Genomic DNA, 20,992 nt, shown 5'->3' with positions numbered 1-20,992 from the left:
TCACCTCGCTCGTGCATCCTCGTCGAGCAGGCCCCCTACAGCCCGCTCGACTTCTGCTTGACTCTCTCCGAGCGGCTGCATCTTCGCCCAGTCGAAACGCAGGGGTTCGCCGCTCTCGGCGTCGTAGAGGCGAGAGGCTCGGACGAACTCGCTCACGCCGCGTCACCTCCCAGTCGGCGACGAGCCCGCCGGAGCAGGTTGCCCACGGTACCGGGAGAGCGACCAGTCTTCCGTGCGTACTCGCGGACACCGAAGCCGTCCTGCTCGATGGCTTCGTACACTTCTTGCTGGGCGTCAGACAGCGGTGACAGGTCTTCCTCGTACTCGAACAGCGACGACTGGTACCTCACCGCCAATCCCTCCCGAAGCACTCCGGATTGCCACAGAGCTTGTAGTGTGGGCGGTAGGCGGCGATCGGAACGTCCGTGAAGTCTGCATCCTCGCGATAGTCCGCCTCGGGACAGGCCGGCCGTGGCTCGTCGCTGTCGGGGTCCTGTCGGTGCAGTGTGTCGGCGTACTGTGAGCGGTTCCGAACGCCGCGGGCGGTGTCGACCTGGGCGTCGACGGTCGCGCGCTGGCTCACGCCGACCACCCCGTTTCGGTTTGGAAATTCGCCGGACGGCGGCGACCCCCGATTAATTCCGTATTCGAGTCAGCTCGGAACCGGGGTTTTTCGCTAACCCAATTTGCCTGTTTTCGGTCAGTATGGGCGTCGCTCGTCGCAATTTCGGTTCGGCCAGGAATCAGGCAGTTGCTTGATGGGCCCTGGCGGATTTGAACCACCGCTCAATCGGTTATGAGCCGATCGCTTTGAACCAGACTAAGCTAAGGGCCCTGGTACGTTCGTATCCCACCGGCCGACAAAATTCTACCGTCTCGTTGCGGCGAGACACTCGCCACGGACCGCTCGACGGAGCCGAGCGACTGGCTCGGGGAGTCGACGACGGGAGAAGCGCCACCGCCAGGGCTCGAACCTGGGACAACCACGTTAACAGCGTGGTGCTCTACCAACTGAGCTACGGCGGCTCTGTCCCACCATAGCCCGAGTTGTTAAATAGGACTTTCGCTTTCCGTCGTCCATCGACACGCTTTCACGCACTCCTCGCAAAGCCGGGGGCATGAGCGACGAGGTCGACGCCGTGGTCGAGCGGGTTCGCGAGCGGGTGACCCCTGGCGACGACGAGCGCGCGGCGTTGCAGGCGATCGCGGACAGACTCACCGAGCGGGCCGAGGACGCGATCGCGTCGTTGCCCGTCGACGCCCACGTCGTGCGGGTGGGCTCGACGGCGCGCGGGACGTGGACGGCGGGCGATCGGGACCTGGACCTGTTCGTCTGTTTCCCGCCCGAGCTCGACCGCGAGGAGTTAGAGGAGTACGGGCTCTCGGTCGGCCACGCCGTGTTGCCGGCGGGCCACGAGGAGTACGCCGAACACCCCTACGTCAAGGGCACGGTCGACGGGTACGACGTGGATCTGGTCCCGTGTTACGACGTCGCCGACGCGGCGGCGATCCAGTCGGCGGTCGACCGGACGCCGTTTCACACGCGCTATCTCGCCGAGCGACTCGACGAGACGCTGGCCGCGGACGTGCGGGTCTGCAAGCAGTTCATGAAGGCGATCGGCGTCTACGGCAGCGACCTCAGGACGGAGGGGTTCTCCGGGTACCTGACGGAGCTGCTCGTGCTCGAACACGACGGGTTCCGACCGCTCGTCGAGGCCGCGGCGGCGTGGACGCCGCCGGTAGCGTTCGATCCGGCCGACCACGGGCGGGAGAGCTTCGACGATCCGCTCGTCGTGATCGATCCCACGGACCCGGAGCGAAACGTCGCGGCGGTGCTGTCGGCCACACAGCTGGCGACTTTCCAGCACTACGCACGCGAGCTGGTGGCCGAGCCACGAGTGGCACTGTTCGAGCCCAGCGAGTCCGAGCCCGTCGACGCCGAGACAGTCCGGGCGTGGTTCGAGCGGCGGGGGACGACGCCGGTCGCGGTGCGGTTCGACGCGCCGGATCTCGTCGACGATCAGCTCTGGCCCCAGCTCGAACGGTCGCTGTCGGGAGTGACCGATGCCTTGAATCGACGCGGATTCGACGTCCTCCGCTCGGCGGCGTTCGCAAACGAGACGGCCGTCTTGCTGGCGGAACTGGAAGTGGCCGAGCGGCCCACGATAGAGCGCCACGAGGGGCCGCCGGTCCACGTCCGGGACCACGCAGAGGGATTCTACGAGAAGTACGCCACCGCCGACGCGACGGGGCCGTACGTCGACGGCGATCGCTACGTCGTCGAACGCGACCGCGAGTTCGCGACGGCGTCGGCGTTCCTGCGAAGCGACGCGCTGTCGAACGTGGCGCTGGGGACACACGTCGCGTCGGCGCTCGAAGCGGAGTACGAGGTACTGGTCGGCGAGGCGGTCGCGTCCCTGGCAGGCGAGTTCGGCGTCGAACTCGCAGACTACGTCGACCCGAAGCCCTGATCGACCAGGGCGTCGAGCACGTCGCGGGCGTCCTCGCTGACCGACCCGTCGGGCTGTGAGGGCTGGTAGCCGTCGAAGACTTCGTGGACGGTGGTGAGGCTGTCGGTCAGGGTGTCGAGGCTGTAGCCGCCTTCGAGAACGAAGCCGAGGCCGGCGTCACAGCGGTCGGTGAGCTCGCGCATCCGCTGGGTGAGGAGGCCGTACCCCTCCGAGGAGACCCGCATCCGGGAGATCGGATCGTGGCGATGGGCGTCGAAGCCGGCGCTGACCAGCAGGAGGTCGGGGTCGAACGACTCGATCTCCGGGGCGATCAGTTCGTCGACGGCAGCCAGGTAGTCGACGGTGTCGGCACCGGGGTCGTAGGGGACGTTGAGTGTCGTCATCGTGCCGTCGCCGGTTCCCGTCTCGTCGACGTCGCCGGTGCCGGGGTACAGGCCGTCTTCGTGGATCGACGCGTAGAAGATGTCGTCGCGGTCGTAGCAGATGTCCTGGGTCCCGTTGCCGTGGTGGACGTCCCAGTCGAAGATCGCGACCCCCTCGGCACCCTCGTCGAGTGCCGACTGGGCCGCGACGACGGCGTTGTCGACGAAGCAAAAGCCCATGGCGTTGTCCGCGACCGCGTGGTGGCCGGGCGGACGGCCCAGCGCGAACGGCGTCTCGCGGCCGTCGTCGCCCTCCAGCGCCGAGAGCGCCGCCCACTCGGCGAGGCCGGCACTGGCGAGTGCGGCCTTCCAGGTGTCTTCGACGGCGACGGTGTCTGCGTCCCAGTTGCCCCCACCATCCTGACAGAACGTCTTGATCTCCTCGACGTAGTCGGGATCGTGGACCGTACAGATCAGTTCCTCGTCGGCGTCGCCCGCGGCGACGTACTCGACGCCGTGGTATTCCGCGAGACCCCGCCTGATCGCCCGGAGGCGGTCGGCACTCTCTGGGTGGCGCGGACCCGTGTCGTGGTCGAGGCAGACCTCGCGGTAGCCGAAGTTCATTCAGTAGTACTGCCGCAGTTCGAAGTACGTCTCGACGTCCTCGGCCTTGATCGTCCGCCGGTCGGCGTGGCGGGCGAGCGTCGCGGCGGCGGCCGCCACGTCGTCGGCGTACGCTTCGAGGATGTCGGCGAGTGCGACCCGGGCGTCCATCGCGACCCGGTAGCTGTCGTCGATGTCGAGCCGTGCGATCCGGTCGACCGGCGCGACCGGCAGCTCCAGTTCGTCCTTGTCTCGGACGCCCTCGGCGTCGAAGTCCTCGGGCATCAAGGTCTTTCGTCCGTCCGCCGTCGCCGTCTCGGCGGCGTCGGCGGCCAGTCGCGCCCCGTACTCCTGGATCCGGCGAGCCAGTTCCTCGGCGGCTTCGGCACTGACACGCAACCCACCCGCGTTCCGCCGGATCACCGAATCGACCGGCGCGAACGGTAGCTCGACGCTCATACACAAAGGCGGGACTGTCGCAGCCTTAAGAGTTTCCGTAACTGCGCTCGGCGCGTCAGAACACGTCGTCGGCGTCGAGTCGGTCGTCTCGGAGGGTCCCGCGGGCCGTGACCTCCTGGCCGAGCTGGACGCGTTCGTCCGTCTCGACGCTCATCGTCTCCTCGCCGTCGTCGAGTACGACCGGGTCGCCGGTCTGGACGACCGTCCCGGTGAACTCGATCGTCTCGCCGGTGGTCTCGTCGTCGCTCTCGTCGGTCGCCGTGGCGGTGCTCCCGTCGGCGAAGTCGTCGAGCCCAGCCGAGGCGCTGCCGCCGTCGGCACTCGTGGCACCGGCCGCCTGTCCCCCGCCACCAGCGCCGCCGTTGCCCGGAGCACTGGCGGCACCGTCGAGGACGACCACGGTCGACTGCCAGCCGGCCGACGCTTCCTTGTCGTCCTGCCAGCCGTCGTCGATCTCCACGTCGGCCGCGAGGATCTCGTCGCCCGGTGCGATCTCCTTGTCGGCCTTCTCGCCCCAGAGCGCGACGCGGATGTCGCCGGTCGCGTCCTGAATCCGGACGTTGCGAACCTGGCCCTCGCTGCCGTCGTCGCGGTCGAAGGTTCGCTTCGGATCGGCCGAGCGAACGACGCCGGCGATGTCGACGGTCTCGCCGATCTCGACGTGTTCGATCGCGGCGGCGTCGGGCTCGAAGGCGACCGCCTCGTCGATCTCGTCGACGGCACCGTGGTCGCCGACGTGGAGTTCGAGACTCCCCTCGCGCTCGCGGACGTAGCCGTCGACGATCTCGACGGCCGTCCCGGGATCGATCTCCTCGGCACGGTCGGCCCGGTCGTCCCACAGGGTCACCCGAACCCGACCGGTCTCGTCGCCGATCGTCAGGTTCGCGACCCGGCCCTCGCTGCCGTCGTCGCGGTCGAACGTCCGGATCGAGTCGGTGTCGAGGACCACGCCGCGCACGTCGACGTCGGACTGGCCCATGCTCAGGGCGTCGATGGTCGACCCCCCGCCGGGCTCGACGTCGACGGTCGCGTCCTCGTCGGGTTCGGCCTTGTCGACGGAGACCTCCAGCCCGTTGTACCCCTCCTTGGGCCGGCCGGCGACGCGCAACACGTCGCCCACGTCGAGTTGTCCTTCGTCGATCGACTCGGCTTCCTGGTCCCAGAACGCCAGCCGGACCGAGCCCGTCTCGTCGGCCGCCTCGACGTTGATCACGCGACCCTCGTCGGGTTCGTCCTCGCCGTCGCCGTCCCGTTCGAAGGTGCGCAGATCGCCGACCGACATCACCTTCGCGATGAACTTCACCTCGTTCATCCCCGGCTCGATGTCGGCGACCGCGTTGACCTCGTTCTCGTTGAGTTCGTGTGCGAGCAACATCGCGGCGGTCTCCTCGTCTGCGAGCCCGCCCATCTGCTCGACCTTCTCCTCGACGGCCTCGCGGAACTCCTCCTCGGAGACCTCGTCCGTCTCGAGGTCCGCGTAGATGTCTCCTATCGCACCCATTGATGTACACAAGGCAAGGTTGGCCGCCGCTTAAGCGTTGTCGTTACGAGAACGCACCGCTCGCGTCCGGTGGTTTCCGCCCCTCGGCTCGGTAGCATAGCGGCGATGGGTCGCGTTCCGGGATAAACGCACGGACCGCCAGGGAGGTCACGCCGTCGCCGTCGCGACCGTCGCCACGCCCTCGTCGGTCTCGTGTGTGACCGTCACGCTCCCGGGCAGGCCGTCGGAAAAGGTCGCCGTGACCCGGTACTCGATCTCGGCGATACACTGGACGACCGGACCGCTGTCGTCCCGTGGTTCGACACCGACGGCGACGGTCAGTTCGTCGTCGTCGGCGTCGTAGCTGGCCGCCGACAGGACCGCCGTCCAGCCGGGGTCCGGAGCCCAGATCGTCCCCGAGACGGCCACGTGCTCCCCGAACGACACCGTCGCGTCGCTGGTCGTCTGGCCACAGTCGTTGCGCTGTACCACGATCGTCGCGTCGTCCAGTGTCGGAGTCATGGCTGTCTGGGTCGTCCGCTGTCGCCGGTCACCGCCGTCGCTGCCGGACACACAGCCCGCCAGCCCCGCCGTCCCGAGCCCGACGAGCCGGATCAGTGTCGTTCGACGGTTCACGTTCACCACGAGAACGGCTGAAAGTAATTAGCTTGTGGTCGTTCGTACGGTGGACGCCCTCGCCGCGGGGCCGTGAGACGCTCCGAGTAGCGTCGGCGACGCCACGGCGACGACACTCGTGGTACCGTCCCGCAGTGCCCGGTCGAACCGTAACCCCTTTACAGCACTCCCCCTTCGGTTAGAGTGAGTCCGGGTAGGGTAGTGGACTATCCTCTTGGCTTGCGGAGCCAGGGACCAGCGTTCAAATCGCTGTCCGGACGTTTTCCTTTCACTACACTGCGAGTGACGACTGTCCGTTCGTGCGACGACGAGAAGTGACGGCCGATATCGCTGTCAGGACGTTTTGCCGGTCAGATGAACCACCTACACACAGCCGGGGAACTCTTCGCCCCGGATGTGGACGGAGTCCACCCAGTCGGGTCGGTCCTCGGCCGGCGTCGTGAACCGCGAGCGGGCGTCCATGTAGGACACGATGAGCGCGCGCCGCCACTGGTCGGTCGTGTTGGGGGCGGTGAAGTGTGGAACCAGGCAGTGAGCGAAGAGCGCGTCGCCCGGTTCCATCGGCACGGCGACGGCGTCCGAACGGTCCGCGTCGTCCTCGGCGATGACGATGTCCGTGTCGTAGTCGGCGGCCTCGTGGCCCAGCAGGCCGTCCGTGTGCGCGCCCGGCACGACGTTCATACAGCCGTTCTCGGTCGTCGCCTCGTCTAGCGCGATCCAGACGGTGACGTGGTCCATCGGCTGGATCGGGTAGTAGGCGGCGTCCTGGTGGAATCCCTTCTCGCTGCCGACCGCCGGTGGTTTGAACATCGCGGCGCTGCGCAGGAGCTTCAGGTTCGGCCCGAGCAGTTCGGCGGCGGTGTCCGTGATCGTGGCGTCGTGGGCGACCGAGCGGAACACGTCGTCGGTCTCGACCATGCCCAGCCCCTCGAACTTCCGTACCGCGTCGCCCGTGTGTTCGACCTCGATCTCGCCGCGTTCGACGGCCGGCTCGATCTGTGACTGGAACCCCTCGACGGCGCGGTCGCCGTGAGTGTACGCTCGCAGGCGACGCTTCACGCGCTCGACCGTCTCGGCGTCGAGAGCGTCCTCGACGACGACGTAGCCGTCTCGCTGGTACTGTTCGAACTGCGCGTCGGTGAGTGACATGCCGTCGACTCTGTGGTACCACCAACTAATGCTTGCGGTCCCGGCCGACAGAAAGCACTTGTCCGAGCGGCCGGATCGACCGGCGTGAACAGACGTGCCCTCCTCCGAGCGGCCGTCTCGGCGTCGCGACCCTCGCCGGCTGTGTCGAGTCGCCCGATCCCGACGTGACGCCGACCGCCGAACCGACGACGAGTCCCACCCCGCCACCGGACGATCCGATCCTGCTGGTGCTCGCGAACGGCGGCACCGGCTCGACGGTCACCGTGACAGTCGCGCGTAGCGGGGAATCGATATCCGAGGAGACGGTGTCGCTGGACGCAGACGAGCGGCGAGAACTCGACTCCAGTATCGACACGACGGGCGAGTACGAGCTCACGGTGTCGGTCGAGGACGGCCCCGACCGGACCGTGTCGCTCCCGATCGACGCCTTCGACGTGCGCCATGGGTCGAACGTGATCGTCGGACTCGGCAGCGACGGCGAGGTGCTGATCGAGGAGGAGTCCCAGGCGTTTTGCCCGCCGGGACCGAAGCCCGTGCATGCGCGATCACCTCCGGGCGGGCGTCGCGATCTACAACGAGGGCCGGTACCACGCGGCCCACGACGCCTGGGAAGACCACTGGCTCGACCTGTCCCAGGGGACCGACGACGAGCGACTGCTCCACGGGCTGATCCAGTTCACCGCGGTCGTCCACCACCTCGACGACGAGAACCACTCCGGGGCCACGGGGCTGGCCGAGAGCGGTCGGGCGTACCTCGCCGACTTGCCGGCGACGTATCGAGGGATCGAACTGGACGCCGTCCGGTCGTTCCTCGGTCGCGTCGCGACGGCCCCGCGGGAGGTGACACCGGACGACGCACCGCCGCTGGTCTACGAGGGCCAGCGGTTGACCTACGACGATCTTGACTTCGAGGCGACGGCCGTCGCCGCGAGAGTCCTGGCCGAAGGCGAGGACGAGCACGCCGTCGACGCCGGCATCGAGTACGCCCGCGAGGAGGTCGCCGCCGACGAGAGTGGCACCTACACCGGGCTGGTCTTCGCGTTCGTGCGCGAGCCCGACCGCCGGCCGATCGTCGCGACCAGACTCGGCGAGCACGTCCAGCGCCGCGAACACCGAGAGTCGGACGTCGACGGGCTGTTCGAGTGATGCTGCCGGCTGTACCTTCGTGAAGAGCTTCGCCACCCCGGGGTGGCGAAATCGGTCACAGATGGACAGCCGGTCGTATGAGACGGCGTATTGTCGCCGTTTGCCCGATCGACCGCGCGAACGGCGACAGCGATCCGTATGAGAACCGCCGCCCTCCCCTTCGAGAAGATTCTTGTAGGACGGCGATGCAGTACAGATGCTATGTCAGTTCTATCGACAGCAGATGAGGGGAAGTTCCTGATGGACAGCGAAGCCGAGCAGATCGGCGTCGTCACCGAGGTCGACCCGGACGAGCAGGTGGCCTACGTCGAACCGGACCCGGGCATCGCCGAGAGCGTGATCCAGGGCTTTGGCTTCGGCGACGCCGACGAAGACGACATCGAGGTCCCCGCCGACTCCGTCGAGACGGTCACCGACACGGAGCTGCGCGTCGCGATCGATCTGTGAGCCCGCCGGGCCGAGGTGTGTGGCGTCCGAGACAGACGCTATTTTGATTCAGTGAGAGAATCCCGCCGTTCACGGCGCGGAGGATGTCACTGTGTCCACCTGATCTCGTATTCGAGTTCGTACCGCTGCTCACCGGTCTCCGAATCCGTGAGCCGTTCGAGTTCGACTTCGAACCGCGACTGCTCCGGAACAGTGACGTGCTGTTCCGCCGTGTCGCTCGCTAACGTAACATCTCCCGAGTCAATCTGATCGGCCGCATCGCGTAACGCCCGCGCAATTTCGGCTCTGGGCCTCTTCTCCTCGGATTTGAATAGTTGTTCTTCTGTCATCAGCACGCACTACGTCCTCGACCAACATATAGATGTGCCTATATTGACTCTTTATCGGTGAGATTCGTGGTCCCGATACCGGCCGCTGTTGACACCGGAGACAGAGAGCCCGTCTCAGCCGTCGGTCTCGACCCGTTCTTCGCCGTCGAAGTGCGCAGAGTTGTCCCGCGGTTCGTAGCCCAGCACCTCTTTGGCGCGCTCCAGCGAGTAGTACTTGCGGTCGTTGTCGGAGACACCGACAGACTCACTCCGTTCGTCTGTCGAGCCCTCGCTCGCTCCGCTCGCGAGGATGCCGTAGACGATCTCGACCCGCTCTCCGGGCGCGCTGTGGACCTCACTCCGCCCCGGCTACGCGCTCCTCGCCGTCGAAGTGCGCGGAGTTGTCCCGCGGTTCGTAGCCCAGCACCTCTTTGGCCCGCTCCAGCGAGTAGTACTTGCGGTCGTTGTCGGAGATGCCGTAGACGATCTCGAAGTCGTAGTCGGCGACGAGAGCTCGGTCGTGGATGTGGGCACAGTCGCGGTAGGAGAGCCACATCGCCTGCCCGCGCTCGTAGTCGATCGGCGGGTGTCCCTTCGTGAGATTGCCGATGCGGACGTTGCACACGTCGATCCCGTACTCGTCGTGGTAGTACCGGCCGATGACCTCGCCCGTGGCCTTCGAGACGCCGTAGAGGTTCCCCGGTCGGGGGAACTCGGAGCCGTCGAGACGGAAGTCGTCGTGCGTGCGATACAGGTCGGGCTTGCGCTCGTCCTCGTAGGCCCCGACGGCGTGGTTCGAGGAGGCGTAGACGAACCGCTCGACCCCCTCGTCGATGGCCGCCTCGTACATCTTCTGGGTGCCGTCGATGTTGTTCGCCAGCACAGAGTTCCACGGCGCGTCGGGTCGTGGATCCCCGGCGAGGTGGATGATCGCCCCGACGCCCTCGACGGCGGCCCGAACGTCCTCGTCGTTCGCCACGTCACCGACGACGTAGTCGTGATCGGGCTCCTCGACCGGCGGGCTGTGATACATGAGCTTCCACTCGTAGTCGTCTTCGAGCCCACCGAGGATGGCCTCCCCGACCGCGCCGCCAGCGCCCGTGAGCAGAACAGGCTCGTTCATTCAGGTAGATGCTACGGCGGGGGCGATACGTACCTTGCGGTTTCGGCGCTCTCTCGACAGTCTTTCGTCAGGTCGCCCCCACCGACGGGTATGGACCCGACAGATCCACAGGTCGCGTGCTTCGAGGCGGGCGTGAAGTTCGGCTCGCTGTACCACCAGTTCGCGGGGACGCCGATCAGCCCAGACAGCGCCGACTCGCTGGCGGCGGCGATGGCCGAGGCCATCGAGAACCAGCCCCACTGCGAGGACGTGCATGTCGACATCCGCGAGGAGGCGCTCCGTGCCGAGATCGAGGCGCAGTCGGCCGACTACACCGAGTTCACCGGTCGCTTCGCCGAGGTAGAGATGACTATCGACTACGAGGGCGTCGCCGTCGAGACGAGCATGCGGATGGACGGCGACTATCCGCTGATGGCGGTCGACGACGTGGCCGCCCCCGAGTAGCGTCCGCGAGGTGTGTTCGAAAAGCGATAATTTTAGTGCCGTCGTCGCTGTACCGTCGTACATGGGATACGCTGCCCTGGATGCTATCGACGACGCAATCGAGGCCACGAAGGGATTCCTCCTCCCCTTCGACCGCGGAACGTGGCTTCGTCTCGCAGTGATCATGTTCTTCGTCACCGGCGGCGGTGGCGTCCTGAACAACGCAAGCAACGTACTGCAGTTCGCGGGCAACGGTGACCTCGGGACCGCGCCGAGTGCCGGAGCCGGGAGCGTGACGCCCGACGCCGCGATCGGGCTCGGGGCCGTCGCTCTCATCGGGGTTGCCGTCCTGTTTGCCCTCCTGCTGCTGTTTGCCTCGCCGATCATGGAGTTCGTCTTCGTCGAGTCGCTGTTCGAGCGCGAGGTCCACGTCCGGCGGTACTTCTCGCGCAACGTCGGCAACGGCCTCCGGCTGCTTGGCTTTCAGGTCGCGATCGTCCTCGCCGCGGGGGTGTTCGTAGTCGGACTGTTCCTGGTGGGACTGCTGGTCGCTGGCGGCGTCGACAACGTCGCGGCGTCGCTGGGCCTGTTCGCGTTGGCGATTCCATTGATCGTGCTCCTGGTGATCGCCATCGGGATCGTCAACGGGTTCACGACCGTGTTCGTCGTCCCCATCATGCTGGCGGAGGACCGCGGCCTGCTCGCTGCCTGGAGTCGGCTGTGGTCGTCGATCACCAGTAACCTCGCGGAGTACCTCGTCTACCTCGTCGTCAGCGTGTTACTGGGGATCGGCGTCGGCATCCTCGGCAGCATCGTCATGCTGTTCGCGCTCGCGCTCGTGGCGATTCCGTTCGGGCTCGTCGCCTTCGGCGTCTACACGTTCGCGGCGTTCAGTACGGCCGCGACCGCGGTCTATGCCGTGCTCGGACTGGCCTTCTTCGTGGTGGCGCTGCTCGTGGGCGGACTCGTACAGGCACCGCTCCAGTCGTTCCTGCGCTACTACGCGATGCTGGTGCTCGGCGGCGTCGACGACGATCTCGACCCGATCCCCGAGGTTCGCGAGGAGTTGCGAGCCGACGAGACCACGGTCCGGTAGCGTCTTTCGGTTTCGTCGCTCCCGGCCCGCTACCCGCTTGCGGTTACACTTTCACTTTCAGGCGGGCTTTTAATTCCCCGCCGTGTGAACACGTGGCTATGAGCCAATCGACGCTCGACGACGACGAACTGTTCGGCGAGGCCGCCTCCGAGATGCGCGACGACGTCGAGGCCTCACTCGACGAAGCACGCGCGGTCCTCCCGGCCGCCGACGACATCTGGGACGTCGACGCCGACAACACGCTGGGCGTGCTCAACGCACTGAAAGGCGCACTCGACGTGGAAGACGCCGAAGAACACCTCAGAGACGCAAAGAAGTGGTACACGATGGGCGAGCGTGCCGACGCCTTCGAGGACGCCGGTGACCTCGAAGAAGACATCGCCGCGCTCGAAACGTTGCTCGAAGACGTGGAGACGGCTCGCGAGCAGGTGGGCGAGCTGACGAGCACGATCCCACAGCTCCGGGGGACCCTCGAAGAGTTCGCCGAAGACGCGGACGAGGAGACCGACGACGCCGAGGCCGACGCCGACGCAGACGCCGAGGCAGAGGCCTAGGCTATAGTAGCCAGTGAAAATCGATGCACACCCGATCGCACGACAGCAGTGCGATCGGTGTGTAAATCGTTTCAATTGTTACGACAGCGGTCTCTAACGCTCGCCAGCACGTCCGCCAGCGCCTCGCTCGCCGCGTCGAGCAACGCCGCGCCGCGGTCGGCACTCGCCGCTCGCGGATCGCCGACCGTCCCGTTCTCGCTGAACGCCTCGGTGTCGTAGGCCAGATTGACGCCGTGTTCGAACTCGCCCCACGAGTCGGCGGCGTCGGCCGCGCTGGCTTCGAGGCGGGCGCTCCGGACGAGTTCGGGGTCGGTCGCCAGGAGGAGGCTCGTCTCGACCGGGCCGCCGTGGCCCATGTCCGGCGCGTCGACGGCGTCGAACCAGGTCAGCGGGACCGCGTAGGCCGTCCCGTCGCGGGTGACTCGCCCGCAGATCTCCCGGAGCGCGTCGACGTTGCCGCCGTGGCCGTTGACGACGACGACCCGATCCCAGCCGTGGCTGGCGAGGCTCGCGATCGTCTCGCCGACGTAGTCCCGGAAGGTGTCCTCGCCGACCCACAGCGTCCCAGCGAAGTGGCGGTGTTCCTCGGCGACGCCGACCGGGATCGCGGGCGCGACGACGACCTCGCCGTCGTAGGCCTCGGCCCCGGCTTCGGCGACGGCCTCGGCCGTGAGAACGTCGGTCCCCAGCGGGCCGTGGGGGCCGTGCTGTTCGGTGCTGCCGACCGGGAGGACGGCCAGGTCCGTGTCGAGATCCGCGGCGTCGGTCCAGGTGGCCTCAGAGAGGTGCATACGCGTGTGTGGCCGGCGAGGGAGACAAGCGTACCGCTCTCGGCCGCCGCGAGATCAGACGATCGAGTTGGGCCGGGTCCGGAAGTACTCGAAGACGAGTCCGAGGCCGACGCCGTAGACGACGTGTGCCAGCAGCGTCAGGACGGCGTAGCCGACGAGCGCGAGGCCAGACTGGCCGGTGTAAAAGCCCAGTACGAAGCCGGTCCAGATCGCGAACCCGAAGAACGCGCCGCTGACGGGGTCTCGACGACCGGGCAGGTACCCCTTCAGCGAGGCGTACAGCAGCGGCCAGGGGGCCATCCCACCGGCGAGGAAGATGAGATAGCCCGCGAGGATCGGTGGGACCAGTTCCTCGATACCGACGAGTTCGGTCAACAGCGCGAACGCCGACCGCTCGAAGACGCCGAGGCTCTCCGCGATGAGGAGGACGACCGTCGACAGCGCCGTCCCGACGAGTCCGCCCGCCGCGCCGACGACGCCGTCGCCGACGATACCGATCAGGCTGTCGAACTCCTCGGTTTCGCTCAGTTCGTCGACCGGATCGTCGACGCCGTGCGATGGACCAGACATGCCGTGGTATACCGTACCAAGCAGTAAAAATCCCCCGAACGTGTTAGACGGTTCACGAGTTTGCCGGAGATCGGGCGCGAGAGTTCGAAAGGGTCGGACCGTCGGCCGTTCGTCTGTGGCCCGCGTCGTCACCCGGAAGGGCGAGTCGTCCCGCAACGTATCGGCGGTGTCACTCCGGAACGTCTCCGATGGCGACGAGGCCGTCGCTGCTGCTGGTCGCGAAGAACACGGCACCGTCGGCGAGGATCGGTCCGATCGAGGGCGTGTGGAAGCCGTCCATCACGTAGTCCCAGCGCGCCTCGCCCGTCTCGCGGTCGAACGCGGTGATCGTCCGGTCGGTGGACTCGCCGCCGTCGGCCATCGCGACCACGGTCTCGGTCCCGACCGAGAAGCCGTCGGTGTACACCCACTCGTCGTAGTGCCACCGGGTCGTTCCGTCGGCGATGTCGACGGCGGTGAGTCCGTCGTCGCTGGTCACGAACGCCGTCGTGCCGTCGGTAGCGACCGTCGCGTCGAAGGTCGTCCCGTCGTAGTCGAACGAGTGGAGTTCGCTGCGGCGGTCGCCCGTCTCCCGGTCGTGGACGACGAGCGTCCGGTCGTCGACGACGAGGAGGCCGTGGTCGGTCACGACCGGCGCGCTCGGGGCCCGTCCGTCGAGCGAGCGCGTCCAGCGGACCGATCCGTCGGCGAGCGCGAGCGCGGCGAGCGTGTCTGTCCCGTCGACGCTGCCGACGGCGTAGATCGTCCCGTCGGCGATGGCGGGTGTGACCCGCTGGCCCGGCAGTTCGGGCGTTTTCCAGCGCCGTTCGCCGTCCGTCGCCCCGAACGCCTTGAGGCCGTCGGCGTACGGAACGACGATCGTCCCAGACGCCGCGACGGCGAGCAGTTGCGCAAGCGACGTGTCGATCCCCTCGACGGCGCGCTCCCAGTCGACGCCTCCCTCCTGTCGGTCGAGGGCGACGAGGCCGGAGTCGTGTGCGACGACGAACCGTCCGTCGAGGAGGGCGCGTCCGTGACGGCCCTCCCTGTCGAGCGTCGTTCGCCACTGTTCGGTGCCGTCCTGTGCGTCGAGCGCGATGGCACTGCCGTCGTTGCTGGGATCGAAGTTCGTGGTGTAGATCGTGCCGTCGGCGATAACCGGGTCCCAGCGCGTGAACGCCGAAGACGTCCACGCGAAGGCCGCCCGCGAGGGCGCGGAGACGGCCGGGGCGAACGTGTTGGCGGCGTCCGCCCCGTGCTGTGTCCAGGAACCGCCGGGGACCTCGGGCAGTGGCGTGTTCCCCCCGCTCGTCCACGGAAGCGCCGACAGGCATCCAGAGAGGGCCGCCGTGCCAGCGCAGGTCGTCGTCAGGAACGTCCGTCGATCCATACTAGCGCTTGAAATAATATTTTGATAAATCCGGCGGAATCGAGCAGCGGAGCCGCGACGAGAGTGGCGAAGTCGGCCACACGACAGTGTCATACTGCCGGCTGTCACTGTTTCGAGAGAGCCGCGACCACGGGGTCGCGAAATGCTGCACAGACGGACAGCCGGCAGTATCAGGCGAGATCGAACTGCTCTGCGGCCTGTGCCATGTCCTTGTCGCCCCGGCCGGAGAGGTTCACGAGGATCGTCTCGTGGTCGCCGTCCTCGGCCAGTTGCTTCGCGAGCGCGAGGCCGTGGCTCGTCTCCAGTGCGGGGATGATTCCCTCGGACTCGGAGAGTTCGCGGAACGCGTCGAGCGCTTCCTCGTCGGTGATTCCGCGGTACTGTGCGCGGCCGAGTTCGCGGAACATGGCGTGTTCCGGGCCGACGCCGGGGTAGTCCAGGCCCGCCGAGACGGAGTGGACAGACACGTCGTCGTCGATGACCCGCGTCTTCATCCCGTGGAGGACGCCCTCGGAGCCCGCCGCGAGCGGCGCGGCGTGGCGCTCCGAGTCGGCACCCTCACCGCCGCCCTCGCCGCCGTAGAAGGCCACGTCGTCGTCCCGGAAGGCGTGGAACAGCCCCATCGCGTTCGATCCGCCGCCGACGCAGGCCACCGCAGCGTCGGGCAACTCACCCGTGCGTTCGCGGAACTGCTCGCGGGCCTCCTCGCCGATGACGCTCTGAAAGTCCCGGACCATCCGCGGGAACGGGTCGGGGCCGACGACGCTGCCCACGAGATAGTGGGTGTCGTCGACGTTGTGAGCGAAGTCCTCCAGAGCGACGTCGACGGCCTCGGCCAGCCCCTCCTCGCCCTGGGTCACTTCGTTGACTTGCGCACCCATCAGGCGCATCCTGAAGACGTTCATCCGCTGGCGCTCGACGTCTTTCTTGCCCATGTAGATCTCCGTGTCGAGGTCCAGCAACGCGCCGGCCATCGCCGTCGCCGTGCCGTGCTGGCCCGCGCCGGTCTCGGCGATCAGTCGCTCCTTGCCGGCCTGTTTGGCCAGCAGCGCCTGTCCGAGCGTGTTGTTGATCTTGTGGGCCCCGCCGTGGAGCAGGTCCTCGCGCTTGAGGAAGATCTCCGCACCCCAGCGGTCGCTGAGCGTCTCCGCGTGAAACAGGGGCGTCGGTCGCCCGGCGAACGATTCGAGCAGGTCCCGGAGCTCCGTCTGGAACGCCGTCGTCTCTCGAATGTCGTCGTAGGTCGTCGCGAGCTGTTCGAGCGGTGCTACCAGCGGATCGGGGACGTGGCGGCCGCCGTACCCCGCGAAGTCGCCGTCAGACATATGCGGACCCTCTACCGCCCGCGGTCTTAAATCTTCTATCGTGAGACAGCCCGCCGCGACGGCGGCGCGCTCACAGCGTCTTCTCGAAGTGGATCAGCTCGTACTCGCCCTGTACCGAGCGGTCGACCTCGCGATAGCCCGCAGCGGGGTAGAACCGTGCCGCCGCTTCCTGCCGGACGGCCGTCGTCGCCAGCAGCGTCTCGAAACCGAGCTGGGCCGCCCGTCGTTCGAGAGTCGTCAGCAGGTCTCGGCCGTGGCCACGGCCCTGCATCGGCGGGGCGACGCGCATCCGGTGGAGTTCGGCAGCGCCGGGGACCGTCCGCTCGTCGTCGTGGCCAGACTCCGAGGGCAAGAGCCCGCCCATCGCGACCACCGGTCCGTCGAACGTCTCTGGGACGGCGGCGTCGCTGTCGTCTTCGCCGTCCCCGATACCGACCAGAAACTCCCCGCCCGCGTCGAGGTACTGCGTCTCGATTGCCCGGAGGTCGTCGGTGCCGGGCACGTCCGCCGGATCGGTGCCGGCGACCCGCATCGCCCACTCGTGGAGTTCCCAGACAGCGTGGACGTCTCGCGGGTCGTACTGTCGGAGGGTCAGCTCGCTCGCCATCGCTCTGTCAGGGAGTGTTCGGCGAGTGGCTTCATACTGCCGGCTGTAACTGTTTCAAGAGATTCGCGACGACGGGGTCGCAAAATTCGGTACAGACGTACAGCCGGGAGTATCAGCCTGCCGGCTGGCGCTGGATAGTGATTCACTTCGCGCCCAACAACGCACACAAACGGACGTGCGGTGTCCGAAGCCACTTCCGGGTGCCCGCCGAAGTGAGGCCGATGTCAGACACCAACCGCGTCTTCTTGCTTGCGGAGCGACCCGACGGACGACCGGACGAGGACACTTTCGAGCTGGCAGAGCGCGACGTGCCGACGCCAGGCCCCGGCGAAGCACTCGTCCGGACGCTGTACCTCTCAGTCGACCCCTACATGCGCGGTCGGATGGACGCCCGCGAGTCCTACGCCGATCCGTGGGGCGTCGGCGATCCGATGGAGGCCGCCGTCGTCGGGGAAGTCGTCGAGTCCAACGGCGCGGGCCTCGAAGCGGGGACCGTCGTCACGGGCGAACTCGAATGGGCCGACTACGCAACCGCGCCGGGGACGGAGCTGTACCCCATCGACCCCGAGCTGGCCCCGATCTCGACGGCGCTGGGCGTGCTGGGCATGCCCGGTCGCACGGCGTACTTCGGGACCAAAGAGATCGCACAGCCGACCGCGGGCGACACGTTCGTCGTCAGCGGCGCGGCGGGCGCGGTCGGCTCGGTCGCCGGCCAGATCGCGGGCCTCCAGGGCGCTGACGTGGTCGGCTTCGCCGGCTCCGACGAGAAGGTCCAGTTCCTCGAAGACGAACTCGGCTTCGACGCCGGCATCAACTACAAGGCCACCGACGACTACGGAGCGGCACTCGACGAGGCGGCCCCCGGCGGCGTCGACGCCTACTTCGACAACGTCGGCGGCCCGATCACCGACGCCGTCTTCACCCGACTCAACGTCGACGCTCGCGTCGCCGTCTGTGGGCAGATCTCCCAGTACAACGCGACCGAACTCCCGACCGGCCCCCGCAAGCTGGCGACGCTGGTCGAGAAACGCGCCACCGTCGAAGGGTTCCTCGTCGGCGACTACCAGCCCCGCTTCGAGGCCGCGACCCGGCAGCTGGGCGAGTGGGTCCAGACCGGCGACGTCCAGTACCGCGAAACCGTCACCGAGGGCCTGGAGAACGCCCCCGACGCCTTCCTCGGCCTCTTCGAGGGCGAGAACATCGGCAAGCAGCTGGTGAAAGTCGCCGAGCGGGACGCCTGACACAGCCGCAGTCGTCCGGACAGCGGTTCGCGCTCTCGTCACGACCACCGCGGGACCGTGCCGACCGTCACGGAGCGTGCGCCGCTGGCGTCGCGTGATACTGCCGGCTGTAACTTCGTGACGATCTTCGCCACCCCGGGGTGGCGAAATCGTTCACAGATGTACAGCCGGTAGTATGAGGAGTCGGCTCGCTCGCCGACACCCCCACGCTCTTTCGGGCGTGAGGCGTAGTCGAGGCCATGTTGCAAGAAGCGACGCAAGCGCCGACCGTCGAGCCGTCGACGAGCGCCATCCTCTCGAAGTTCGTCGACGGGATCGTCGCGGCAGTGCCGCGGCTGCTGTCGGGACTGCTCTTTCTCGTGCTCGCCTATCTCACGATCAAGCTCGTGCTGTCGGTCGTCCGATCGGTCGTCGATCGGCTCTACCGGGACGAGGAGCAGCTAATCGTTGACCTCGTAGTCACCGTCGTCGGGATCTTCCTGTGGTTCGGGGCGACCCTGGGGCTCCTGAAGGTCGTGGGGCTGGGCGATGTCGCTGCCAGCCTCGGCACCGCCAGCGGCTTCATCGGGCTGGGTGTCGCGTTCGCACTCAAAGAGATGATCGCCGACACTGTCGCAGGGGTGTACCTCCTGCAAGACGAGGACTTCTCGGAGGGAGACCGCGTCGAGACCGCGTCGGTGACGGGCCGGCTCGTGAGTATCGACCTCCGGAAGACCCGGATCGAGACCGACGAAGGGAACCTCGTGGTCGTCGCCAACCGCGACGTCGAGAAGCGCTGGACGCGCCACGCTCGGGCCGACCAGGACCTCGATGCGGGCCGCTGAGGCGCGGACTACGCGAAGTGCGATTCGGCGTCGGCTTTCGCTCGATCGACGACGAACGCCTCGGCCTGGGTCATCGCCCGCAGCGCCTCGTCGGTGTAGTCGACCGTGATCGACGGGAGCGCGCGTGCCAGCCCGCCCAGCAGGTCGCCGGGGTCGATGTCGATAGTCAGTGCGTAGGCCTCGGGCGAGGCGTGCAGCGGTTCGGTGAAGGCAAACTGGGCGTCGATCAGGTCCGTCGTCGCCTCCCAGTCGTAGGCGGTCGCCGCGGCGGCCCACAGCGACTCCGCGTCGGCGGCGACCAGCGGCGCGACGGCGTCGCCCATGCGTCGCTGGCGAGCCAGCAGCGTCTCGCGGAGTTCGCGCTTGCGGTCCGGTGAGATGTCGGATCGGAGTGCGTCCCAGTAGAGGTCGCGGGCCAGAATCTCGTCGGCGAAGGCCTCGAAGTCGTCGTCGCTGGCGGCATAGGAGAGGACCGCGTCGAACTGGTGGAGGATCGCGTCCCGGTAGGACTGCAGTTCTGGCTGGACGATCTTCCGGTCGACCGTTTCGCTGTGCGAGAGGAGGCGATCGATCACCGCCCCCTCCGGACCGGTGGCGCTGCGCAACGCCCGGGAGATACTGAAGGCGTCGCTCGTCTTGCTGGCCAGTCCGTTGACGTACCGCTCGAACCCGTCCCTGACGGCAGCGCGTGTCACGTCTGCCCGTGAGGGCCGGATCCCCCTATCGGTTTCGGCGGTTCGGACGTTTTAAGCACCCCCAGAGTAATACCCAGATATGGCTGAAGGATTATCGACCGAGCGGTCGGACGCGATCGCCGACGCGGGCGAGCGAGAACTCGTCGTCGGCGGCGACCGTCCCATCCGGATCAGCACGGGCCACCGGATCATGCACCACGACGGGAAGTGCAGTCGGCCCCACGGCCACAACTACGAGGTGACGGTCCGGGTGACCGGGGCGCTCACGGCGGAGGGGTGGGTCGTCGACAAGGGCGACGTGACCGACGCCATCGACGACTGGGACCACCGCTTCCTCGTCGAAGCGGGCGATCCCCTCGTCGACGCCTTCGAGCGCAGCGGCGACGGCGACGCGCTGGTCGTGCTCGACCACCCGCCGACTGCGGAAGTGATGGCGATCGTCCTCGAAGAGCGACTCGCAGAATCACTTCCGGACACCGTCAGCGACGTGGGTGTGACCGTCCGCGAGACGGGCGAACTCGCAGCGGGGCCGTAGATGCCCGTCGACGCCGATCCGGTCGCGGAGGGCGCGGCCGAGACGCCGCCAGAGGCCGACGCCCTGCCGATCAACGAGCTGTTTCACTCGCTCCAGGGCGAGGGGAAGCTGGCGGGGGTCCCGTCGGTGTTCGTCCGGACGAGTGGCTGTAACCTCCGGTGTTGGTTCTGTGACTCCTATCACACCTCCTGGGAGCCCAGCCACGCCTGGCTGACGATCGACGAGATCGTCGCCGAGATCGAGGGCTACGACGCCGACCACGTCGTGGTGACCGGCGGCGAGCCGCTGATCCACGAGGAGACTCTCGACCTGCTGGAGCGACTCGACGAGCGAGGGTACCACACCACCGTCGAGACCAACGGGACCGTCGCCGTCGACGCGCCGATCGACCTGGCGAGTGTCAGCCCGAAGCTGGCGTCCTCGACGCCGACCCCCGAGCGGGACCCGACCGGCGAGGGCGACTGGGAGCAGCGCCACGAGCAGCGCCGCCTCGACCACGAGGCGCTGGCGACGCTCGTCGAGCGCTACCCGACCCAGCTGAAGTTCGTCGTCACCGGTCCCGACGACGTGGCGGAGATCGACCGGACGGTCGAGGAGCTTCGAGAGCGAACCGAGACGACGATCGACGACGCAGACGTGCTGTTGATGCCCGAGGGGCAGACGCGTTCGGACCTCGACGAGACGCGCGGGGTCGTGGCCGACCTCGCGCTGGAACGTGGCTACCGATACACGCCGCGACTCCACGTCGACCTCTGGAACGACGCCCCGGGCACCTGAA

At 67.5% G+C, this 20,992-nt stretch carries 26 protein-coding genes, 3 tRNA genes and 1 pseudogene; 11 read left to right on the top strand and 19 right to left on the bottom strand.

Going from position 1 to position 20,992, the window contains the following annotated elements:
• The 5 genes from IL252_RS16775 to IL252_RS16755 all read right to left on the bottom strand — a co-directional run bounded on the left by IL252_RS16775 (nt 1) and on the right by IL252_RS16755 (nt 1,026).
• Nucleotides 1-156 carry a hypothetical protein gene (locus tag IL252_RS16775; protein ID WP_208628956.1) on the bottom strand — a complete coding sequence of 52 codons (156 nt, stop codon included), beginning with the start codon at nt 154-156 and terminating at the stop codon, nt 1-3.
• Nucleotides 153-350 (bottom strand): sigma factor-like helix-turn-helix DNA-binding protein, encoded by a 198-nt coding sequence (locus IL252_RS16770; RefSeq protein WP_208628954.1) that lies wholly within the window; start codon nt 348-350, stop codon nt 153-155. The genes IL252_RS16775 and IL252_RS16770 overlap by 4 nt, the downstream gene beginning before the upstream one ends.
• Nucleotides 347-583 (bottom strand): hypothetical protein, encoded by a 237-nt coding sequence (locus IL252_RS16765; RefSeq protein WP_244257303.1) that lies wholly within the window; start codon nt 581-583, stop codon nt 347-349. Before IL252_RS16765 ends, IL252_RS16770 begins: the two co-directional genes overlap by 4 nt.
• Nucleotides 584-759: 176 nt before the next feature.
• Nucleotides 760-835, bottom strand: a tRNA-Ile gene (locus tag IL252_RS16760).
• Nucleotides 836-953: 118 nt separating this feature from the next.
• A tRNA-Asn gene (locus IL252_RS16755) sits at nt 954-1,026 on the bottom strand.
• 92 nt (nt 1,027-1,118) lie between these two features.
• Here IL252_RS16755 and cca point away from each other — a divergent pair.
• The gene (gene cca, locus IL252_RS16750) at nt 1,119-2,471 is read left to right on the top strand and encodes a CCA tRNA nucleotidyltransferase (RefSeq protein WP_208628950.1); all 1,353 of its coding nucleotides are present in this window, start codon (nt 1,119-1,121) and stop codon (nt 2,469-2,471) included.
• Here the strand turns inward: cca and IL252_RS16745 are convergent.
• The 4 genes from IL252_RS16745 to IL252_RS16730 form a co-directional block, all read right to left on the bottom strand.
• The gene (locus IL252_RS16745) at nt 2,450-3,457 is read right to left on the bottom strand and encodes a histone deacetylase (protein ID WP_208628948.1); all 1,008 of its coding nucleotides are present in this window, start codon (nt 3,455-3,457) and stop codon (nt 2,450-2,452) included. The two genes, cca and IL252_RS16745, sit on opposite strands and share 22 nt — an antisense overlap.
• Nucleotides 3,458-3,895, bottom strand: a complete 438-nt coding sequence (locus IL252_RS16740) for a histone (RefSeq protein ID WP_208628947.1) — start codon at nt 3,893-3,895, stop codon at nt 3,458-3,460.
• Nucleotides 3,896-3,950: 55 nt separating this feature from the next.
• Nucleotides 3,951-5,396 (bottom strand): single-stranded DNA binding protein, encoded by a 1,446-nt coding sequence (locus IL252_RS16735; RefSeq protein WP_208628945.1) that lies wholly within the window; start codon nt 5,394-5,396, stop codon nt 3,951-3,953.
• Nucleotides 5,397-5,543: 147 nt separating this feature from the next.
• Nucleotides 5,544-6,011: a hypothetical protein gene (locus IL252_RS16730; protein WP_244257302.1), complete on the bottom strand. Its 468-nt coding sequence runs from the start codon at nt 6,009-6,011 to the stop codon at nt 5,544-5,546.
• A gap of 187 nt (nt 6,012-6,198) precedes the next feature.
• Between IL252_RS16730 and IL252_RS16725 the strand changes: the two genes are divergently transcribed.
• Nucleotides 6,199-6,271: transfer RNA gene (locus IL252_RS16725), tRNA-Arg, on the top strand.
• Between the two features lie 103 nt (nt 6,272-6,374).
• Here the strand turns inward: IL252_RS16725 and IL252_RS16720 are convergent.
• On the bottom strand, nt 6,375-7,160 hold the full coding sequence (locus tag IL252_RS16720; protein WP_208628944.1) for a phytanoyl-CoA dioxygenase family protein: 786 nt from the start codon (nt 7,158-7,160) through the stop codon (nt 6,375-6,377).
• A 537-nt stretch (nt 7,161-7,697) separates the two neighbouring features.
• Between IL252_RS16720 and IL252_RS16715 the strand changes: the two genes are divergently transcribed.
• Both IL252_RS16715 and IL252_RS16710 read left to right on the top strand, forming a co-directional pair.
• Nucleotides 7,698-8,306: a DUF309 domain-containing protein gene (locus IL252_RS16715; RefSeq protein ID WP_208628943.1), complete on the top strand. Its 609-nt coding sequence runs from the start codon at nt 7,698-7,700 to the stop codon at nt 8,304-8,306.
• 201 nt (nt 8,307-8,507) lie between these two features.
• Entirely contained in the window at nt 8,508-8,753 is a 246-nt protein-coding gene (locus tag IL252_RS16710) for a hypothetical protein (protein WP_153554686.1), read from the top strand.
• An 86-nt stretch (nt 8,754-8,839) separates the two neighbouring features.
• On the opposite strand, the gene IL252_RS16705 is transcribed toward IL252_RS16710, so the two are convergent.
• From IL252_RS16705 to azf, 3 genes and pseudogenes are all read right to left on the bottom strand, one after another.
• Complete coding sequence (locus tag IL252_RS16705; RefSeq protein WP_153554687.1) at nt 8,840-9,082, bottom strand: amphi-Trp domain-containing protein; 243 nt, start codon at nt 9,080-9,082, stop codon at nt 8,840-8,842.
• 114 nt (nt 9,083-9,196) lie between these two features.
• Nucleotides 9,197-9,319: pseudogene (locus tag IL252_RS17675) on the bottom strand (NAD(P)-dependent oxidoreductase); the annotation flags it as partial.
• A gap of 97 nt (nt 9,320-9,416) precedes the next feature.
• Complete coding sequence (gene azf, locus IL252_RS16700; RefSeq protein ID WP_153554688.1) at nt 9,417-10,184, bottom strand: NAD-dependent glucose-6-phosphate dehydrogenase Azf; 768 nt, start codon at nt 10,182-10,184, stop codon at nt 9,417-9,419.
• A gap of 90 nt (nt 10,185-10,274) precedes the next feature.
• Between azf and IL252_RS16695 the strand changes: the two genes are divergently transcribed.
• The 3 genes from IL252_RS16695 to IL252_RS16685 all read left to right on the top strand — a co-directional run bounded on the left by IL252_RS16695 (nt 10,275) and on the right by IL252_RS16685 (nt 12,257).
• Nucleotides 10,275-10,628, top strand: coding sequence for a dihydroneopterin aldolase family protein (locus tag IL252_RS16695; protein ID WP_208628942.1), 354 nt, complete (start codon nt 10,275-10,277; stop codon nt 10,626-10,628).
• Between the two features lie 61 nt (nt 10,629-10,689).
• On the top strand, nt 10,690-11,703 hold the full coding sequence (locus IL252_RS16690; RefSeq protein ID WP_208628941.1) for a DUF4013 domain-containing protein: 1,014 nt from the start codon (nt 10,690-10,692) through the stop codon (nt 11,701-11,703).
• Nucleotides 11,704-11,801: 98 nt separating this feature from the next.
• The gene (locus tag IL252_RS16685; protein ID WP_208628940.1) at nt 11,802-12,257 is read left to right on the top strand and encodes a DUF5790 family protein; all 456 of its coding nucleotides are present in this window, start codon (nt 11,802-11,804) and stop codon (nt 12,255-12,257) included.
• 71 nt (nt 12,258-12,328) lie between these two features.
• On the opposite strand, the gene IL252_RS16680 is transcribed toward IL252_RS16685, so the two are convergent.
• The 5 genes from IL252_RS16680 to IL252_RS16660 all read right to left on the bottom strand — a co-directional run bounded on the left by IL252_RS16680 (nt 12,329) and on the right by IL252_RS16660 (nt 16,919).
• On the bottom strand, nt 12,329-13,048 hold the full coding sequence (locus tag IL252_RS16680; protein ID WP_208628939.1) for a creatininase family protein: 720 nt from the start codon (nt 13,046-13,048) through the stop codon (nt 12,329-12,331).
• A gap of 54 nt (nt 13,049-13,102) precedes the next feature.
• Nucleotides 13,103-13,618 (bottom strand): DUF6789 family protein, encoded by a 516-nt coding sequence (locus IL252_RS16675; protein ID WP_208628938.1) that lies wholly within the window; start codon nt 13,616-13,618, stop codon nt 13,103-13,105.
• 169 nt (nt 13,619-13,787) lie between these two features.
• The gene (locus IL252_RS16670; protein WP_208628937.1) at nt 13,788-14,987 is read right to left on the bottom strand and encodes a PQQ-binding-like beta-propeller repeat protein; all 1,200 of its coding nucleotides are present in this window, start codon (nt 14,985-14,987) and stop codon (nt 13,788-13,790) included.
• Nucleotides 14,988-15,157: 170 nt separating this feature from the next.
• Nucleotides 15,158-16,312, bottom strand: a complete 1,155-nt coding sequence (trpB, locus tag IL252_RS16665) for a tryptophan synthase subunit beta (RefSeq protein ID WP_170092798.1) — start codon at nt 16,310-16,312, stop codon at nt 15,158-15,160.
• Between the two features lie 70 nt (nt 16,313-16,382).
• Nucleotides 16,383-16,919: a GNAT family N-acetyltransferase gene (locus IL252_RS16660; protein ID WP_208628936.1), complete on the bottom strand. Its 537-nt coding sequence runs from the start codon at nt 16,917-16,919 to the stop codon at nt 16,383-16,385.
• 221 nt (nt 16,920-17,140) lie between these two features.
• On the opposite strand from IL252_RS16660, the gene IL252_RS16655 reads away from it, so the two are divergent.
• Entirely contained in the window at nt 17,141-18,160 is a 1,020-nt protein-coding gene (locus tag IL252_RS16655; protein WP_208628935.1) for an NADP-dependent oxidoreductase, read from the top strand.
• Nucleotides 18,161-18,399: 239 nt separating this feature from the next.
• On the top strand, nt 18,400-18,984 hold the full coding sequence (locus tag IL252_RS16650) for a mechanosensitive ion channel domain-containing protein (RefSeq protein WP_208628934.1): 585 nt from the start codon (nt 18,400-18,402) through the stop codon (nt 18,982-18,984).
• Between the two features lie 8 nt (nt 18,985-18,992).
• Here the strand turns inward: IL252_RS16650 and IL252_RS16645 are convergent, their stop codons facing one another.
• Nucleotides 18,993-19,679, bottom strand: coding sequence for a hypothetical protein (locus tag IL252_RS16645; protein WP_153554699.1), 687 nt, complete (start codon nt 19,677-19,679; stop codon nt 18,993-18,995).
• Between the two features lie 79 nt (nt 19,680-19,758).
• Between IL252_RS16645 and IL252_RS16640 the strand changes: the two genes are divergently transcribed.
• Together IL252_RS16640 and IL252_RS16635 are read left to right on the top strand one after the other, a co-directional pair.
• On the top strand, nt 19,759-20,214 hold the full coding sequence (locus tag IL252_RS16640; protein ID WP_170092802.1) for a 6-pyruvoyl tetrahydropterin synthase family protein: 456 nt from the start codon (nt 19,759-19,761) through the stop codon (nt 20,212-20,214).
• Entirely contained in the window at nt 20,215-20,991 is a 777-nt protein-coding gene (locus IL252_RS16635; protein ID WP_170092803.1) for a 7-carboxy-7-deazaguanine synthase QueE, read from the top strand. It abuts the gene before it with no gap.
• The last annotated feature ends 1 nt before the right edge of the window (nt 20,992 follow it).

Origin of the sequence: Halomicrobium sp. IBSBa, from assembly GCF_017612575.1 — an archaeon.
Lineage (GTDB): Archaea > Halobacteriota > Halobacteria > Halobacteriales > Haloarculaceae > Halomicrobium.
Note: the sequence above shows the minus strand (reverse complement) of the source record. Positions and strands in the feature narration are given on the sequence as shown.

Excerpts from the sequence above, each read along its gene's own strand:
- IL252_RS16685 (WP_208628940.1), top strand. The coding sequence starts at position 11,802 with ATGAGCCAATCGACGCTCGACGACGACGAACTGTTCGGCGAGGCCGCC.
- IL252_RS16745 (WP_208628948.1), bottom strand. The coding sequence starts at position 3,457 with ATGAACTTCGGCTACCGCGAGGTCTGCCTCGACCACGACACGGGTCCG.
- cca (WP_208628950.1), top strand. The coding sequence starts at position 1,119 with ATGAGCGACGAGGTCGACGCCGTGGTCGAGCGGGTTCGCGAGCGGGTG.
- trpB (WP_170092798.1), bottom strand. The coding sequence starts at position 16,312 with ATGTCTGACGGCGACTTCGCGGGGTACGGCGGCCGCCACGTCCCCGAT.
- IL252_RS16705 (WP_153554687.1), bottom strand. The coding sequence starts at position 9,082 with ATGACAGAAGAACAACTATTCAAATCCGAGGAGAAGAGGCCCAGAGCC.
- IL252_RS16695 (WP_208628942.1), top strand. The coding sequence starts at position 10,275 with ATGGACCCGACAGATCCACAGGTCGCGTGCTTCGAGGCGGGCGTGAAG.
- azf (WP_153554688.1), bottom strand. The coding sequence starts at position 10,184 with ATGAACGAGCCTGTTCTGCTCACGGGCGCTGGCGGCGCGGTCGGGGAG.
- IL252_RS16640 (WP_170092802.1), top strand. The coding sequence starts at position 19,759 with ATGGCTGAAGGATTATCGACCGAGCGGTCGGACGCGATCGCCGACGCG.
- IL252_RS16670 (WP_208628937.1), bottom strand. The coding sequence starts at position 14,987 with ATGGATCGACGGACGTTCCTGACGACGACCTGCGCTGGCACGGCGGCC.
- IL252_RS16690 (WP_208628941.1), top strand. The coding sequence starts at position 10,690 with ATGGGATACGCTGCCCTGGATGCTATCGACGACGCAATCGAGGCCACG.
- IL252_RS16680 (WP_208628939.1), bottom strand. The coding sequence starts at position 13,048 with ATGCACCTCTCTGAGGCCACCTGGACCGACGCCGCGGATCTCGACACG.
- IL252_RS16710 (WP_153554686.1), top strand. The coding sequence starts at position 8,508 with ATGTCAGTTCTATCGACAGCAGATGAGGGGAAGTTCCTGATGGACAGC.
- IL252_RS16740 (WP_208628947.1), bottom strand. The coding sequence starts at position 3,895 with ATGAGCGTCGAGCTACCGTTCGCGCCGGTCGATTCGGTGATCCGGCGG.
- IL252_RS16735 (WP_208628945.1), bottom strand. The coding sequence starts at position 5,396 with ATGGGTGCGATAGGAGACATCTACGCGGACCTCGAGACGGACGAGGTC.
- IL252_RS16675 (WP_208628938.1), bottom strand. The coding sequence starts at position 13,618 with ATGTCTGGTCCATCGCACGGCGTCGACGATCCGGTCGACGAACTGAGC.
- IL252_RS16650 (WP_208628934.1), top strand. The coding sequence starts at position 18,400 with ATGTTGCAAGAAGCGACGCAAGCGCCGACCGTCGAGCCGTCGACGAGC.
- IL252_RS16635 (WP_170092803.1), top strand. The coding sequence starts at position 20,215 with ATGCCCGTCGACGCCGATCCGGTCGCGGAGGGCGCGGCCGAGACGCCG.
- IL252_RS16715 (WP_208628943.1), top strand. The coding sequence starts at position 7,698 with ATGCGCGATCACCTCCGGGCGGGCGTCGCGATCTACAACGAGGGCCGG.
- IL252_RS16660 (WP_208628936.1), bottom strand. The coding sequence starts at position 16,919 with ATGGCGAGCGAGCTGACCCTCCGACAGTACGACCCGCGAGACGTCCAC.
- IL252_RS16655 (WP_208628935.1), top strand. The coding sequence starts at position 17,141 with ATGTCAGACACCAACCGCGTCTTCTTGCTTGCGGAGCGACCCGACGGA.
- IL252_RS16720 (WP_208628944.1), bottom strand. The coding sequence starts at position 7,160 with ATGTCACTCACCGACGCGCAGTTCGAACAGTACCAGCGAGACGGCTAC.